The following is a 14,305-nucleotide window of genomic DNA, read 5'->3' on the forward strand; positions in this document are numbered from 1 at the left end:
CGCCGAAAGCCGGGGGGGCGCCTCCCTCGTGTATTTGGTGTCAAATTGGGGCCTGCACTCAACCCCCCCTATGGGGGTTGGGGCCGCCCCCCCCAACCGGGGTTGTGGTGGCGCGGCCCCCCCGCCACGGAGAGAGGGGTCCTCCTTTAAGTGCCCTGCCCCCACCCTCTTCCTGGAACCGGATTCCCCGCCCCCGCATTTCCTTAACCGGGAGGCGAAGGAGCGCGGCATGAAAGCCTTATTCGCAATCTTCGGCGGCTTCGTGCTGACGCTCGCCGTATTCGCCAGCGGCCTCGCCTTCGCCACCTGGCTTCTAATAGCCAAGCCGGTACGGCCGGCCGCCCCGGTCTCCAGCGTCGCCGAACTGTGGGCCAAGGACCCGCGACCGGTGAACCCGGCCTCGCAGCGCCTCGAGCGCCTCCCGGCCCGCCCGGTCCCCGTTCGCACCTCGGAAGTCGATCGCACCTCGAAACCCACCGATGCCGCCGCAGCGTCGACAGCCGACATTACCGCGACCGGCTCTATCCAGCCACCAGCGGAAGAGCAGCAGACGCTGCCCGCCGCCCACGTGGAATGGTGCGCCAGCCGCTACCGCTCCTACAGGCCGGACGACAACCACTACACATCCTACAGCGGACAACAGCGCCCCTGCATCTCGCCCTATCTCGGCGCCGCCGATGACGGCAGCTATTTCGAGGCGAGCGATACGTCGTCGGTGGAGGGCTACGCGCCATCGGATGAATCCGGCGCCGCCGAGCTCTCATTCGACCACGTGCAATACTGCTTCAGCCGCTACCGGTCATATCGACCGGAGGACAACAGCTATCAGCCGTATTCGGGCGGGCCGCGCAGGCAGTGCGAGTAGGCAGGCCGTGGGGTGGCTGGCGGCCGCAGTGCATGGCGCCTTGTGCGACCCCACCCAACGATCACGCAGATTTCTTGGATCGTTCGGGTTGGCGCGGCGTTCATCCGATACCCAAAGGAGAAATCAACATGGGCGACGACCGGGAAGACAAGATTCGTGAGCGCGCATACCAGATCTGGGTACGCGAAGGCGGGATCCATGGCGATCCCGAGCGGCACTGGCACCGGGCCGGGGCCGAGATCGACAGGGAGGCGGCCCTGCCACTGACGGCAGGCGATGCCCTGCCGGAAACCCGCGAGGTCGCGAGCTCCGACGTTTTGACGGTGGAGGCCCTGGCGGTGCGCACCGGCATATCGGGCGAACAGGCGCAGGAGCTGATCGACAGGCTGGGAAACGACAGGGCGGCTATCGAACAAGCCGCGCGCAACCTTAAGGGGAAGCAGCGGCTCGGGGAGTGACAGATGATCAGAAAACTCAAAGACGGAAAATACCGCCTCTATTCGCGCAAGAAGGACGAAAAGACCGGCAAGCGCCGCAATCTCGGCACCTTCGATACCCGCGAGGCCGCCGAAAAGCACGAACGTGAGGTGCAGTATTTCAAGAGGCATTGAGGCGGCGTGCTGTCGCTTCGGTGCCTCCATTAGTTGATATTGAACAAAACGGGAACAAAAATGTCAAGAGCGAATTGACTCTGCGAGGAATGCCTTCCTATTTGTCAGCAGGCGGGGCGGTTGCTCACAAATCGAGGAGAGCCGCGATGGGCAGACGAAAAAGCCGGTTCGACAGGCTGTCGGCGAGGGATGCGGAGGCGATCAGGGACACTTTGAGCCTGCGCAAGACGGTGCTGTCGTCGCAACTGCATCTGAAGGCGCATGGCGAGCTGTTCTGGCAGCTTTGCGGGCTTGTCGAGAAATTGCACGAGGTGCTGGCCAGCGTCGCGGAGAAGGAGCCCGATTACCGGATGGCGGAGCTTGGCCTGCTTCCGCTGCCCGAGGATTACTCGACCCGGAATTGAGCCATGGCCGGGCCGATGGACAGCGTTGGGCGTGCCGCCAAGGCCAACATGCTGCTCATCGTGGAGTGCGGCCATTGCTACCATGTCGGACGCTTCAGGGCGAATGACGTGGCCCAGGTGGTGGGCTGGAGCAAGCCGCTGGAAGCGATCAGGTTCAGGTGCAAACGATGCAGCCGCAAGGACACGACGGTGAAGACGCAGTTCATCGACCAGGACCATCCGCCCAAGGGCTACATCTGGGTGCTGCAGAAATTCAAGCGCTAAAACAACGAGCCTTGCGCCGGCGCCTGCTGCGGAAACTTGATCTGTGTCGCCGGCTTGTCGACGATCACCAGCGCATCATCGGGCGCCGTGCGCTGCAGGTGCCTTGCCTCCGACCATGGCGCCGTCAGCCAGGTCTCGGTTTCTTTCGGCGTGGTCAGGATCACCGGCATTGCCTTTTCGTGGATCGGCGCGATCAGCGCGTTGGGCTGGGTCGTCATGAAGCCATAGACCTGGTGATCGGCGGGGCCGTCCTTGACCTTGCGAAGGCCATGCCAGCGCGTCCACAGGCCGGCAAAGAAGAACAGCGGGCGGTCCTCGCCGAGTGCAAACCAGTAGTTGCGCTGGATGCCGGTCTCGTGGTCCTTGTCGCCGGGCGTCGGGCTAGGCTCGGCGAAGCTGGTGACAGGCACCACGCAGCGGTTCTCGATGCCGAGATATTGCTGCCAGTGGCCATATTGCGGATTGCGGATATTGGTGGTGCCATAGTCGGCCTTGCCCTTGACCCGCTCCAGTGGCGTCGGCATGCCCCACAGCAGATTGGCCAATTCGCGTTCGCCGTCCGGCGTGTTGCGCACCACAGGGCCTGGCTGGTTGGGATAGGTGTCGATCGAGGGTTCGAGATTGCCGAGGATGTCGCGCAAGGCGCGGGTCCACTGGCGGATGGCCTCCTGGCTGGTCGTGATGTTGTAGAGATTGCACATTTCAGGCCATTCCCGGATGCTCAGGCATCTTGTTGGAAACGGCCTGGAATTTCCAGCGCTGTGCGTCGGGTTGCTGACACGGCAGGCCGTGTCAGCAATGGTTTGTGAGACTTACCGCGCCGATTGTCTCATAGCTTGTGCGGCGACTGCGGCGAGAAAAGCCCTCGCCGCGGCATCGCAGGCCGCTCGAGACGGGCCTTTGGCGAAAAGAAGAAGCTCGGCGGCTCGAATGTTGAGCCCGTGCTTCCTTGCGAATGTGGCTAGATCGTAAGGCTTGTTGTCGTAAGGTTCGTCGTCGTAGTCGATCGTCAGATCGTAGTTTTCTTTCATTTTCTTCCTCCCTTTAGCGATCTCCCCCCTCCTGTCGCTAACGCAAAATTAACGTCGATGGCGGCGGGCGAGTCCACCAATCAGAGATTGTGTAAAAAACGTACGAGCTCGCATGCTCACCCTCGCAACGGGGCTGCGAGCAATCGCTGCGGGCCGGACCGGTCGAAAGAGCCGATTATGATGGCAATGTTGGAAAGGCTGCCACGGCCTGGTGCTACAGGGGTGTCCGAGACGCCTAGCGTGCCTAAATGGCCGGCATTTTCATCTTCCAGGCCCCGGTCCGCAGCCGGCGCCGTTGGGTCCGGCTAAAGGATAAATCCGGCTAATAACACCGTGAGGAGCAGCGACAGCGGAACGGCCGCAAGACACCAGATCTCCAACGTGTTGTTTTGCAGCGGGTCCATCGTCAGCCTCACTTTTTGGTTTGTCATTGTGACACTAACGGTTGGTCGGAGGTAGCGGTTCCAAGCGACGCCGTTCATAGAGCGCTGCCTGTGCTGCATATTAGCAACAGCTTGACGACCGCTGCGTACCGCTTGGACAACTTCACTGGCGCTGGTGGATGCGTATTCCGCAGGACTGCAAGCGCCCTCGGCATCAGTCGTGCGGGGACAGATCGCCGCCCATGATCAGCGCCGAGCCGGTCATGCTCCGGGACCCGATGGCTGCATCTATCTCCGGCCGAAGTTTCGCTACCACCGAGCCGATCCGATGTTCACTCCAGCCAGCGATGCGCGTTTACAGGGACCTAAGTCTGACCTGCCTGCGCAATGGTCTTGTGTACGGCCGGCGTCGGGAACAACTGCGCCCGTCTTCAGTTGAAGGCGTCACCTCCTCGAGGAGACATCGGCGCAGAATCAGTCCCTTCATGCGCTGATTAGGGTCCGCCTGCCATTGCTGGATTTGGCAGGCGGACCCTTGGTTCTGTACGCTCCAGATGAAAAGCGGGTAAGCTCGGGATCACTCATCATCCCAGAAACCCCGTAGAGACGTATGGCGGAGGTCTTCCTCGCCCCTGAGATGCTTGACCCGGCTTGACATCCGAGACGACCTCCCAGCGCGCGCACGCAGCGGGTCGCCCTCAGCCTTCCAGCGCCTCGTGCTGGTAAAGCTCGTCCATGCTGAGCGTCGCAAGCGCGGCGAACGGCGCCTGCTTTTTCACACGGCCGTGGCTCAGGATCACGACGTCGTCGCAGAACGAGATGGTGCTGCGATGATGGCTGATGACGATGGTAGTGCGGCGGCCGGCCCGCGACTTGAGCGTCTCGACGATTGCCGCTTCCGACAGGCCGTCCACCGCATTGGTGGCTTCGTCCAGGATCAGGATATCGGGATCGCGCACCAGCGCTCTGGCCAGCGCGATCCGCTGTCGCTGTCCCGCCGAGAGATTGACGCCGCGGTAGCCGACGACCGTCCAGTAACCCTGCGGCAGTTGCTCGATGAAGCCATGCGCTTCGGCCAGTTTTGCCGCGCGCTCGGCGTCATCGGCCGAGGCCGCGTCCTGGCCGTAGATGATGTTGTCGAAAATCGTGCCGTCGACCAGCTCCAGCTCCTGGCTGGCAAGCGCGATGTGCTTTCGCCACTGGCCGGGGTCTATGCGGTCCAGCGGCGATCCATCGACGAGGATCCTGCCGCTATCCGGTTCGACGAAGCGGCACAAAAGGTTGACGATCGTCGTCTTGCCGGCGCCCGACCGGCCGATCAGCGCGGTCGAGCGGCCGCTACGGATATCGAAACTCGCCGCATGCAGCACCACCGCGCGCTGCTCCGAGCCGGAATAGGTAAAGGTGACGTCCTCGAACTTGATGCCTTGGCTGAGCCCGGGGAACGCTGCGCTGCCTTGCGGCGGCGCTGGCTTGTCGGATGGGTCCAGCATCCACGTCACCTCTTCCAGCGATCCGCTGAGGCCCTGCAGCTGGCTCCAGGCCATTTGCAACGATCGCATGTAGGGCTGCAGCCTGTAGAGCAGGATGACGAAGGCGACGATCAGCGGGAAGGAAACATTGGCGAACCAGGCGCCGATCACCACCGCCAGGAACAGCATGGCGTGCAGAACCTCGGTCAGCGGCGGCAAAGCTCCCTGGCGGGTTAAAAGCACGAACGCCGCCCGGCGCACCGCATCCGATGCCTGGTCGAATGCCGCCTTCTCGCGTTGCTCCTGGCCAAAAATGCGGATCAGCCGCCCGGCATGCACCAGATGCAGCATCTGCGATGCGAGCTGGCTGTTGCGGGAGGCGACGCTGCGGCTCGGCGCCTTCAGATTGGCCGACAGCACGGCGTGCGCGACCTGGACCAGCGCCAGGCCCAGCGTCACCAGCAGCGTCATCTGCCACGACAGGAGCAGCAGGAAGGCCAATAGGATGATTGCGGCCGATGCATTGACGATTGCCCCCAACGTGATCTGGATGGCATCCGAGGCCCGCCAGGATTCGTTGGAGATGATGTTGAGCAGCCGTCCCGGGCTTTGCTGCAGGAAGAATGGGTAGCCCACCCGCAGCAGCCGCTCCGACAGCGCGCTGCGGATCGAATGGCTTGCCTTGCCATAGATAAAGGTGGTCAGCAGCGTGTTGGCGAAAGCGAACAGGTTCTTCAGCACGATCGAGCCGAGGATGGCGACCGATATGACGATCAGCCGGTCGCGCTCGCTCAAGCTCGATCCGACATGCTGGAAGACGGCGGAAAAGCCAGCCATGCCGGTCTGCCCCTGTTGCCCCATGATTATGTTCAGCAACGGGATGATCAGGCCGATGCCGAAGCCTTCAAGCGCGGCGCTGAGCAGCCCGAGCACCACCACGGCCGGAAGCAGACGCAACTGTTTTTGCCCGAGCGCGCGGCGCAGCATCGGTAGGCTGGGCGGCATCAGTCGCATGATGGCGGATCACCTTGCCTCGGCATTTGCCTGTTGCTCCTGTCGCATTTCCGTCGTTTCGGGGGATTTCGCCAGCAAAAGCACCGCGAACTTGGCCGCGCCCAGCAAGTTCATGCCGATGATCGGCCAGTGCGACAGCTGGAGTTCACGGTCGAACAGCGGGCCTTTCCCCAATTCGCGCAAGGCCGCCCTCATCGACCAGTAGAAATGCCGAAGCAGCCACGGCGCGTTGCGGATATGCTTCAGGCAAAGCCCGCCATTGCCCATGCTGTAGTCGCGATGCAGCTTTTCGATGGCCTTGCGGTCGCGCCGGCCGTGATGGTGATAGATGGTCATGTCGGGCACGTATTCGACCGGAATCCCAAGCAGCACCGCCCGCACCAGATAGTCCGTATCCTCCGCCGATCGCAGCGGGCCGCCGGCGCCGAACCGTTCGTCGAACCGCCCGATACGGGCGGCGACATCGCGATGCATCGTCATGTTGCAGCCAAGCACGAAGCCGCCGGGATGGACATCCGGCGTAAGCCGCGCGCGCACCGGCGACCGCTTGATGGTGAACGGCAGGTCGCGGGGGTCGCCGATCTCGACGCGGCCGCCGCGGATGACCCGTTCGCCGGCCGCATAGTGCCGCTGCAGATCGCGCAAATAATCCTTGTGGACAGCGCAATCATCGTCGACGAAGACCAGCACGCGGCCCCGCGCCCGCTCCAGCCCGGCGTTGCGCGCGGCCGCTAATCCGGGTCGCGGCTCGCAAATGGCGGTGAACGGGATGTCCGACAGTTCGGCGATGCTGGCCAGCCGTTTGGCCGTGCTGTCGGTCGAGCCGTTGTCGACAACCACCAGCTCGGCGGCAAAGTCGGCATGGGCACGACACGCGGCCTGGATCGAGCTGATGCAGGGCTCGAGTACGGCGACACGGTCGCGTGTGCAGACAATGAAGCTGACCGCCGGCGCCGGTCCTTGCTGCGGCCGCGGCGACATGGCCGCCGGCACCGTCGAGCGGCCGCGCTGCTGGAGCTGGTGCGATTTGACGAACATGCGTTGCTAGCTCAACTGGTTCGAAGGCAAAACCGCCGCGGCCGGCACGGACTGCAGATACCGCGACAGGGCATCCACCTGCCTGGTGACCGACATCGAGGCGAGACTGAAGCGCGGCGCGAAGGCACCGGTCCGAAACACGTACTGCTCGCGCCGCCGGATGAGGTTCCATTTCGCCGTCCGCGTCAGGAATTCGTGCATCAGCAGCGGCTGCCTTTCCCCCGATATCAGCTGGTAGTGGAAATAGAACAGGTTCAGCGTGCCGGCCTGGTAACTCGGCCTCGTCTCGGCCGGCAGTGCCGAAATCCTTTCTTCCAGCGCAAGGATCCATTCGGCGGCACGGCGAACCGTGTCCATCGACAGGACCTCACCGATGTCGCGCAGGCCTTGCGTCTCTTGTGCGAGCCCTTCGCGCTCGAGGTTCTCGGCGACGATCTTCAAATGGGTCCTGCGCATTTCGCGCTTGTGCCTGTTGGTCACGCTGTCGTCATGGATACGATAGGCGATCAGGCTTTCGGGGATCATGGCCGCCGGGTAGCGGTCGGTCAGCCGCCTGAACAGGTCGAAATCCTCGGCATGCTTGTAGCTTTCGTCATAAAATAGAACGCTCTCTTCGATGACCTTCCTGTTGTAGACGACCGTGGAATGCATGAAGATCGTGAAGAACATCGACAGTATTCGCAGGATATTGTCCTGGAATATCGGATCGGGCGAACCCCGGACGATGCGGTTGCCGAGCAAGGTATCGAAACCCGCGCCGCATAGAGCCAGGTCAGGCTGCTGGTTGAACAGCGCGACCTGCCGCGACAGGCGCTGGGGATAGGCGATGTCGTCGGCGTCCATCCTGGCGACCAGATCGCCGCGCGCCACGGCCAGGCCTTCGTTCAAAGTTGCGATCAGGCCACGGTTTTCGCGTGAGATGATCGAGATGCGATTGTCGGCCTGGCGGTATTTCTGCAGGATCTGCAGCGAGTTGTCGGTCGAGCCGTCATCGATGGCGATGACCTCCAGACGCTCGTAATCCTGGCGCAGGACGCTGCCCAGCGCAGCGGCGAGATAAGGTCCCGCATTGTAGATCGGCAGCAGAACGGAAACCAAGGGAGCAGCAGCCATGATCAGCTCCGATCGGTTCGGTGCAGCTTGCGCGGCAAGGGTGACGTGCCACCATCAAGCGGCCTGCCCGGATATGCTCCGGCCGCGAGCCATCCGGCATTGCCCACGTCCATGCCTGCCGAGATGGCGCCTCGGCCTTTTCCAGCAACATAGGGGAAGTGGCGCTTGAGGCTGTTGAGCGGCTTTTCGAAAAGCAGCCACGAAACCGAAGCCAGCATGAGCGTCGCAGTTCCCGCGACCAGGAACCGCCCCGGCCCTTGCTCCGAGACGTTGAGCGGGATCCAGGGCTGCGACTTGACAACCAGAGCCAGCACTATGGGATGGTAGAGATAGACGCCGTAGCTTATGCGGCCAAGGCCAAGCAGCGGCGGCAGTTCGAGAAGTTTTCCGACGCGACCGCCAATGCCCGTTGAACAGCTTGCAACGATGACCACCAGAGGCGCGACAGGCAGGATCTGCAACAGCAGCCAGAGACCCCATTCCTGCACCGGATTTGCCGGCGCCGGCGCAAACCACTGCAGAACGAAAAACGCCGCGGCGAGCCCCGGCCAGCCAGCTCGAAGCCATTGCGGCAAGCCGGCTGTTCTTGACCGGTAGGCGGCGAGCAGCGCGCCTGACGCCAATGCATCCATCGACGCCGGCGGCAGCAGGTCGCGCGCCAAACCGGGCGTTCCCGCGATCGGCCAATAAAACCGGTAGGCCAGCGACAGCATGATCACGCCGATGCAGATCGCTTCGAGGCGCTGGCGCGGTGCCAGCAGGACGATCAGTGGCCAGGCGATATAGAACTGCTCCTCGATGCTCAGGCTCCAGAAATGGCAGAGCAGCCAGGGCGTCCATTCATTCTGCGCGGCGTACCAGAAATTCGACAGATAGAGGGCATGCCAGGCCAGTGATCCTCTGGACTGCTCCAGGTCCACCAGCCAGACGAAACCCAGCACGGCGAAATAGGGCGGGAATATTCGCAGCGCCCGCCTGATATAGAAGGATTTCAGCGCCGGTCCGGTTTCGAATTCGGCGGCCGCTCTGGCTTCCAGCAGCAGTCGCGTGATCAGAAAGCCGCTCAGCACGAAGAACAGGCGCACGCCGATATGGCCCCAGAACGAGGACCCTCCGGCCGCGAAGAAATGGGAGTACAGCACCATCGTCACGGCGATGGCCCTCAGCGCGTCCAATTGGGTGTCGCGCGCATTTCCCATTAGCGGCATACGCCGGAGGGACGGCGAAACTGCCAATCGGTCAATATAGCGGCGTCGTTCACGGCGCATTCCAATCGGAAGCGCCCCCCTTGCGCAGAATAGGACCACCATTGTGCAACGCAACACAAAAAGTTGACACATTTGAAACAGGAACGTGAGGCGCGACTAATAAAAGCCAAAAAACAGCAGGAAACAGCCTGAATTGTCCATTCTTGACGATTTTTTCGCACTGCCTTGGCCCGCCGATATCGGCGAGAGGGTGCTGCGATGCAGCATGTTCGCCGCCATCACGGGCGCAAGATCTGGGTCTGGACACAGATGCCCCGCCACAGGACCGGCCGGCAACCGACGCTCGGCGACCTTTTTGCTGCGCTGGCGCGGCTGCTGTTAGCGCGACAACAGTGGGAGCAAGCGCAAGCTTCCCGCCTTCGAGTTACGCCTCCTTGCTGGCATTCGCGAGCGCCACTGCGCGACGCTCCGGGAGCCCCAATCCGACGAGCGCGCCGGCGAGCGAGAGCAGAGCGGAGACGTCGATTGCCGAGGTGAAGCCATCGCTGAACGCGTCGGTGGACGAGAAGCTTCCAGTGCCGGCGAACACCGCACCGGCGATCGCGATCCCGGATACGCCGCCGAGAAAGCGGAATGTGTTGAACGTGCCGGCAGCCTTGCCGACCTCCGGCCGGGCGACCGCATTGAGAACCGCGTTCTGCGCGGCAGGCATGGCCATCGACACGCCGGCACCGGTAATGATCAGCGGGGCGACTAGCTGAACGTAGGGCAGATCAGGTGCGGCGATCTGCGCCAGCCAGGCCATGCCAGCCGCTTGCAGGATCAGTCCGGCCACCACAAGCCAGCGCTCGCCGACTCGGTTGATCAGGCTGCCGGCGATCGGTGCGACCACGAAAAGCGTGGCGGTCCAAGGCAGCAATCCCATGCCGGCGCCGAACGGCCCACGGCTCTGGGCAAACTGCAGAAACTGCGGCAACAGGAATACGAGGCCGTACATGGCGGCGCAAAGCAGGAAGTTCGCCCCTACGCCCGAGGAGAATGCGCGCGCCTGAAAGAACCGCAAAGGCAGCATGGGCTCACGGGCACGCAGCTGCCAAAGGACGAACGCGATGGCGAGAAGCAGCCCGGCCGTCAGCGCCGTCAGCACTTCAGAGCTGCTCCAGCCCACGATGTTGCCGCGCATCAGGCCCCAGACCACTCCGAATGCCGCCGCAGTTACCAGCACGACGCCGAGGACATCGATAACCGTGCCCGGCCCGTGACTCTCCGGAATCCGACGCAGCACCAGCGGGATGAGAACGATGCCGACCGGGACATTGAGCCAGAAGATCCAGTGCCAGGAGAGGCCTTCGGAAATCGCACCGCCCGCTATCGGGCCGATGATCAGGGCCAGGCCGGTGATGCTGCTGAAGATACCCAGCGCCTTGCCTCGTTCCTCCGGAGGAAAAGCGACGCTCAGCAGCGCCATGGCCAGCGGCATGACCATCGCGGCACCTGCGCCCTGGACCGCACGGGCCGCAATCAGCAATCCGGCATTGCCAGCGAGCGCGCACGCAACCGACGCTGCGACGAACAACGCCAATCCGGCAACGAGCGTACGGCGGCGGCCGAACCGGTCACCGAGCGCAGCCCCGGTCATGAGCAGGACGGCAAAACTCAAATTATAGGCGTTCATCGTCCATTGCAGCGTCTCCAGCGAGGCGTCGAGCTCGACGCGCATCGTGCTCAATGCCGTCGCCACGACCATCGCATCGAGAACGACCATCAAGGAGCCTATCGACGTGAGGGCGAGAACCCAGACCTTCGTTGATCCCGCACTTTGCTTGCTCATGACTATGGCGCCTCCGGCTTGAACAAAGGGCCCGCCAGGTTGACGGGCCCGTGATCCAGAGACGCGTAGGGAACATCAAAGGATTCCAGCAGGAGAAAGTTTTTTCGACCGAATCCTTTTGCCATCGTCGAGCGTCTATAAGACGCTGCGCCCGATGGCGGGCGCCTCTGCCTGGGAGATACGCATGAGATCGACCCTTGTGCGATGACCGGATCCGCAATCGGCACGCCAGAAGGACGGGAGCCATTCGACCGGCTGCTCGGCGAATTGCGGCCGAAACTGCACCGTTATTGCGCCCGCATGACCGGTTCGGTGATCGATGCCGAGGATGTCGTCCAGGAAGCTACGGTCAAGGCGCTCGAGGCGTTCCCCGGGACCGGGCCGATAGCCAATGTCGAGGGCTGGCTGTTTCGCATCGCGCACAATGCCGCGCTCGACCACCTACGCCGTCGTGCCAGGTTGGATGCCGCGCATGTCGTTGAGGATATCGATATGATCCCTGACCCCGGTATGTCGGCCGAGGGTCGACACACTGCAGCCGCAAGCCTGCAGACCTTCATGCGCCTGCCCGCGGCGCAGCGTAGCAGCGTCATCCTCATGGATGTGCTCGGCTATACGATCGAAGAGATCGGCAACATTATCGACAGCAGCGTTCCGGCGGTGAAAGCCGCACTGCATCGCGGCCGTCTGCGCCTGCGCCAGGTCGCCGGCGAGCCTGACGATCGGCCTGTGCCGGTGTTGGCCGAGCCCGAACGGGCGCGTCTGGCAGCCTATGTAGAGCGGTTCAACGCCCGCGACTTCGATGCGATCCGCGACATGCTGGCCGAGGACGTCCGGCTTGACCTCGTCAACCGGCTCCGGGCGAGTGGCCGCACGAAAGTGGGCCGGTACTTCCACAATTACGCGGGTATCCACGATTGGCGGCTGCTTCCAGGCCTGGTGGATCGGCAGCCAGCCATTCTTGTGATCGATCCGGACGACTCGGCCGGAGGGCTAAAATACTTTATCCTGCTGGAATGGGCCGGCGACAGATTGGCGAGAATTCGCGATTTCCGCTATGCGCGCTACACGCTTGACGGCGCCGAGGTGGTGCCTCTGCGGGCATAGCAATTCGCGTTTCATAATGCCGAACAAACACTGCCAGCTATTTTTGGATCGCGGCCGCTTGCCATCCAAGCGGCCGCCCTTTTCCACCGATCCTGCTTTAAGCCGGTTGCAACTCCCTGCGCGGCAGCGGCGGGAAGGCGATCGCAATCGCCATCGCGCCAAGCCCGACAAGGGCCGAGCCGATGAACAGCCAGGAATAGCTGGCATAGGCATCGAACACCATGCCGCCGGCGAGCGGGCCGAAAGCCATGCCGAGGCTGGACAGCATGGTTACTGCACCGAACACCGTACCGAGGATGCGCTGGCCGAAATATTCCCGCGCCAGCACCGCATAGAGCGGCATGACGCCGCCATAGGTGGCGCCGAAGATGACGGCGAGCGTGTAGAATTGACCAAGCTCGCTGACCGCCAGATAGGCTGCGATGACCACGGCCTGTATGGCCAGCCCGGTGATCAGCACCGGCTTGACGCCCAACCGATCGGCAAGCACGCCGTAAAGCAGCCGGCCACCCAGCCCTGCCAGGCCCTCGATGCTGTAGATGCTGACCGCCGCCATCGGCGCTATGCCGCACAGCATGGCATAGCTCACCATGTGGAAGATCGGCCCGGAATGCGCCGCGCAGCAGGCAAAGAAGGTCAGTCCCAACACGATGAATTGCGGCGAGCGCAGCGCCTGCGGAACCGTCATGCCGGCACCCTCGGCGGCAACGCTTGGGGCAGCGCCGTCGGCAGCGGGCTTGGGCGGCTGGCGCACCAGAAGCGCGGCCGGCAGTAGCAGCACCCACGCGGTTATGCCGATGTCGAACATTGCGGTGCGCCAGTCGTAGGCCGAAATCAGCCAGCGGGCGAAGGGCGAGATGGTCATTGGCGCCACGCCCATGCCGGCCGAGACCAGCGAGACGGCGAGGCTGCGGTTCGTGTCGAACCAGGCGGAGGTCAGCGCAATCATCGGCGCGAAGAAGGCGCTTGCCGCGAGGCCGACGAGCACGCCGTAGGCCAACTGGAAAACGAGCAGCGAACCGGTGCGGCTGGCCAGGACCAGCGCCAGGCCGAGCAGCACGGCGCCGGTCATGACGACGATGCGGGCGCCAAAGCGGTCGTAAATGGCGCCCCAGGCGAAGCCGCCGAGGCCCATTACCAGGAAGTTCAGCGTCATCGCACTCGATATGCCGGCGCGCGACCATTGTGTGTCAAGCGCCATCGGTTCGAGAAAGATCGCCAGCGAGAACATCGCCCCGAGGGCGACACAGGTCATCAGCGCACCAGCCGCGACGATAACCCAACGATAGGGAAGGCTCATTTCACTTTTCTCCCATGCCGGAAGCGTTGATACGGCACGACCTTTTCGAGCTTCGCCGAGCCGCTTGCGTCCGAAGGACGTTGGATATGTCATGAATCCGACAATCCGGTTGCATTTTTTATCCAGTCGGCGCGATGGCGCCATTCCACGGCTTTCTGGATTGACCGCGCACCATTCGAAGCTAGATTTCCAACCGGCGATCAGGAGCTGTCAAGCATGGCAAATCAGGAACTTCATCGCGGGCGTCTCATCGACCACCTCCATCTGGTGGTCAGGGATCTCAAGGCCAGCCGTCGTTTCTACGAGGCGGTTCTCAACGTGCTCGGCATACCGATCGGTGGCGCCGGCAATGATTATTTCTGGGCCGACGAGCTGTTCATCTCCAGCCCCGACAGCCCGGCGGCCCTGGGAAAGCTGACCGGCCGCCACCACCTGGCCTTCCAGGCAAATGACCGCGCCATGGTCGATGCCTTCTACAGGGCCGGGCTTGAGGCCGGCGGCACCGACAATGGTGCGCCGGGCGAGCGATCCTACCATCCCGGCTATTACGCCGCCTTCCTGCTCGACCCCGACGGCAACAACATCGAGGCCGTCCACCACGGCGCGGCCAACCGCAGCGCCGATTCAGTTAAGATCACGTTCTAGCTCTATGGACAGGTAACGA

General features: G+C 63.1%; 15 protein-coding genes. 7 read left to right on the forward strand and 8 right to left on the reverse strand.

Annotation, left to right across the window (positions count from 1 at the left end; all coding sequences use genetic code 11):
• Window positions 1-229 precede the first annotated feature (229 nt).
• The 5 genes from NKH04_RS27535 (at window position 230) to NKH04_RS27555 (ending at window position 2,144) form a co-directional block, all read left to right on the forward strand.
• Window positions 230-865 (forward strand): BA14K family protein, encoded by a 636-nt coding sequence (locus tag NKH04_RS27535; RefSeq protein ID WP_352473733.1) that lies wholly within the window; start codon window positions 230-232, stop codon window positions 863-865.
• 128 nt (window positions 866-993) lie between these two features.
• Window positions 994-1,323, forward strand: a complete 330-nt coding sequence (locus NKH04_RS27540) for a DUF2934 domain-containing protein (RefSeq protein ID WP_352920286.1) — start codon at window positions 994-996, stop codon at window positions 1,321-1,323.
• 3 nt (window positions 1,324-1,326) lie between these two features.
• Complete coding sequence (locus tag NKH04_RS27545; protein ID WP_023677295.1) at window positions 1,327-1,476, forward strand: hypothetical protein; 150 nt, start codon at window positions 1,327-1,329, stop codon at window positions 1,474-1,476.
• Window positions 1,477-1,622: 146 nt separating this feature from the next.
• Window positions 1,623-1,880, forward strand: coding sequence for a hypothetical protein (locus NKH04_RS27550; RefSeq protein WP_352473735.1), 258 nt, complete (start codon window positions 1,623-1,625; stop codon window positions 1,878-1,880).
• Between the two features lie 3 nt (window positions 1,881-1,883).
• Window positions 1,884-2,144, forward strand: a complete 261-nt coding sequence (locus tag NKH04_RS27555) for a hypothetical protein (RefSeq protein WP_352451464.1) — start codon at window positions 1,884-1,886, stop codon at window positions 2,142-2,144.
• Here the strand turns inward: NKH04_RS27555 and NKH04_RS27560 are convergent.
• From NKH04_RS27560 to NKH04_RS27590, 7 genes are all read right to left on the reverse strand, one after another.
• Window positions 2,141-2,845, reverse strand: a complete 705-nt coding sequence (locus NKH04_RS27560; RefSeq protein ID WP_352473737.1) for an SOS response-associated peptidase — start codon at window positions 2,843-2,845, stop codon at window positions 2,141-2,143. The genes NKH04_RS27555 and NKH04_RS27560 overlap by 4 nt on opposite strands.
• A 111-nt stretch (window positions 2,846-2,956) precedes the next feature.
• A complete protein-coding gene (locus tag NKH04_RS27565) occupies window positions 2,957-3,175 on the reverse strand; it encodes a hypothetical protein (protein WP_292659780.1) in 219 nt (72 codons plus the stop codon).
• 1,081 nt (window positions 3,176-4,256) lie between these two features.
• Window positions 4,257-6,044, reverse strand: a complete 1,788-nt coding sequence (locus tag NKH04_RS27570; RefSeq protein WP_502898640.1) for an ABC transporter ATP-binding protein — start codon at window positions 6,042-6,044, stop codon at window positions 4,257-4,259.
• Window positions 6,045-6,053: 9 nt separating this feature from the next.
• Window positions 6,054-7,082, reverse strand: a complete 1,029-nt coding sequence (locus NKH04_RS27575; RefSeq protein ID WP_502896437.1) for a glycosyltransferase family 2 protein — start codon at window positions 7,080-7,082, stop codon at window positions 6,054-6,056.
• 6 nt (window positions 7,083-7,088) lie between these two features.
• The gene (locus tag NKH04_RS27580) at window positions 7,089-8,195 is read right to left on the reverse strand and encodes a glycosyltransferase family 2 protein (protein ID WP_352473738.1); all 1,107 of its coding nucleotides are present in this window, start codon (window positions 8,193-8,195) and stop codon (window positions 7,089-7,091) included.
• 2 nt (window positions 8,196-8,197) lie between these two features.
• The gene (locus NKH04_RS27585; RefSeq protein ID WP_352473739.1) at window positions 8,198-9,394 is read right to left on the reverse strand and encodes an acyltransferase family protein; all 1,197 of its coding nucleotides are present in this window, start codon (window positions 9,392-9,394) and stop codon (window positions 8,198-8,200) included.
• A 433-nt stretch (window positions 9,395-9,827) separates the two neighbouring features.
• A complete protein-coding gene (locus tag NKH04_RS27590; RefSeq protein ID WP_352473740.1) occupies window positions 9,828-11,234 on the reverse strand; it encodes an MFS transporter in 1,407 nt (468 codons plus the stop codon).
• 204 nt (window positions 11,235-11,438) lie between these two features.
• Here NKH04_RS27590 and NKH04_RS27595 point away from each other — a divergent pair, with 204 nt between their 5' ends.
• Complete coding sequence (locus NKH04_RS27595) at window positions 11,439-12,341, forward strand: sigma-70 family RNA polymerase sigma factor (RefSeq protein ID WP_352473741.1); 903 nt, start codon at window positions 11,439-11,441, stop codon at window positions 12,339-12,341.
• A 97-nt stretch (window positions 12,342-12,438) separates the two neighbouring features.
• On the opposite strand, the gene NKH04_RS27600 is transcribed toward NKH04_RS27595, so the two are convergent.
• Entirely contained in the window at window positions 12,439-13,641 is a 1,203-nt protein-coding gene (locus NKH04_RS27600; protein WP_352451471.1) for an MFS transporter, read from the reverse strand.
• Between the two features lie 216 nt (window positions 13,642-13,857).
• Between NKH04_RS27600 and NKH04_RS27605 the strand changes: the two genes are divergently transcribed.
• Complete coding sequence (locus NKH04_RS27605; protein ID WP_352473742.1) at window positions 13,858-14,286, forward strand: VOC family protein; 429 nt, start codon at window positions 13,858-13,860, stop codon at window positions 14,284-14,286.
• Window positions 14,287-14,305: the final 19 nt, after the last annotated feature.

The sequence above is a fragment of the Mesorhizobium sp. M1365 genome (assembly GCF_040317865.1).
Classification (GTDB): domain Bacteria; phylum Pseudomonadota; class Alphaproteobacteria; order Rhizobiales; family Rhizobiaceae; genus Mesorhizobium.

Excerpts from the sequence above, each read along its gene's own strand:
- NKH04_RS27535 (WP_352473733.1), top strand. The coding sequence starts at position 230 with ATGAAAGCCTTATTCGCAATCTTCGGCGGCTTCGTGCTGACGCTCGCC.
- NKH04_RS27540 (WP_352920286.1), top strand. The coding sequence starts at position 994 with ATGGGCGACGACCGGGAAGACAAGATTCGTGAGCGCGCATACCAGATC.
- NKH04_RS27545 (WP_023677295.1), top strand. The coding sequence starts at position 1,327 with ATGATCAGAAAACTCAAAGACGGAAAATACCGCCTCTATTCGCGCAAG.
- NKH04_RS27550 (WP_352473735.1), top strand. The coding sequence starts at position 1,623 with ATGGGCAGACGAAAAAGCCGGTTCGACAGGCTGTCGGCGAGGGATGCG.
- NKH04_RS27555 (WP_352451464.1), top strand. The coding sequence starts at position 1,884 with ATGGCCGGGCCGATGGACAGCGTTGGGCGTGCCGCCAAGGCCAACATG.
- NKH04_RS27560 (WP_352473737.1), bottom strand. The coding sequence starts at position 2,845 with ATGTGCAATCTCTACAACATCACGACCAGCCAGGAGGCCATCCGCCAG.
- NKH04_RS27565 (WP_292659780.1), bottom strand. The coding sequence starts at position 3,175 with ATGAAAGAAAACTACGATCTGACGATCGACTACGACGACGAACCTTAC.
- NKH04_RS27570 (WP_502898640.1), bottom strand. The coding sequence starts at position 6,044 with ATGCGACTGATGCCGCCCAGCCTACCGATGCTGCGCCGCGCGCTCGGG.
- NKH04_RS27575 (WP_502896437.1), bottom strand. The coding sequence starts at position 7,082 with ATGTTCGTCAAATCGCACCAGCTCCAGCAGCGCGGCCGCTCGACGGTG.
- NKH04_RS27580 (WP_352473738.1), bottom strand. The coding sequence starts at position 8,195 with ATGGCTGCTGCTCCCTTGGTTTCCGTTCTGCTGCCGATCTACAATGCG.
- NKH04_RS27585 (WP_352473739.1), bottom strand. The coding sequence starts at position 9,394 with ATGGGAAATGCGCGCGACACCCAATTGGACGCGCTGAGGGCCATCGCC.
- NKH04_RS27590 (WP_352473740.1), bottom strand. The coding sequence starts at position 11,234 with ATGAGCAAGCAAAGTGCGGGATCAACGAAGGTCTGGGTTCTCGCCCTC.
- NKH04_RS27595 (WP_352473741.1), top strand. The coding sequence starts at position 11,439 with ATGACCGGATCCGCAATCGGCACGCCAGAAGGACGGGAGCCATTCGAC.
- NKH04_RS27600 (WP_352451471.1), bottom strand. The coding sequence starts at position 13,641 with ATGAGCCTTCCCTATCGTTGGGTTATCGTCGCGGCTGGTGCGCTGATG.
- NKH04_RS27605 (WP_352473742.1), top strand. The coding sequence starts at position 13,858 with ATGGCAAATCAGGAACTTCATCGCGGGCGTCTCATCGACCACCTCCAT.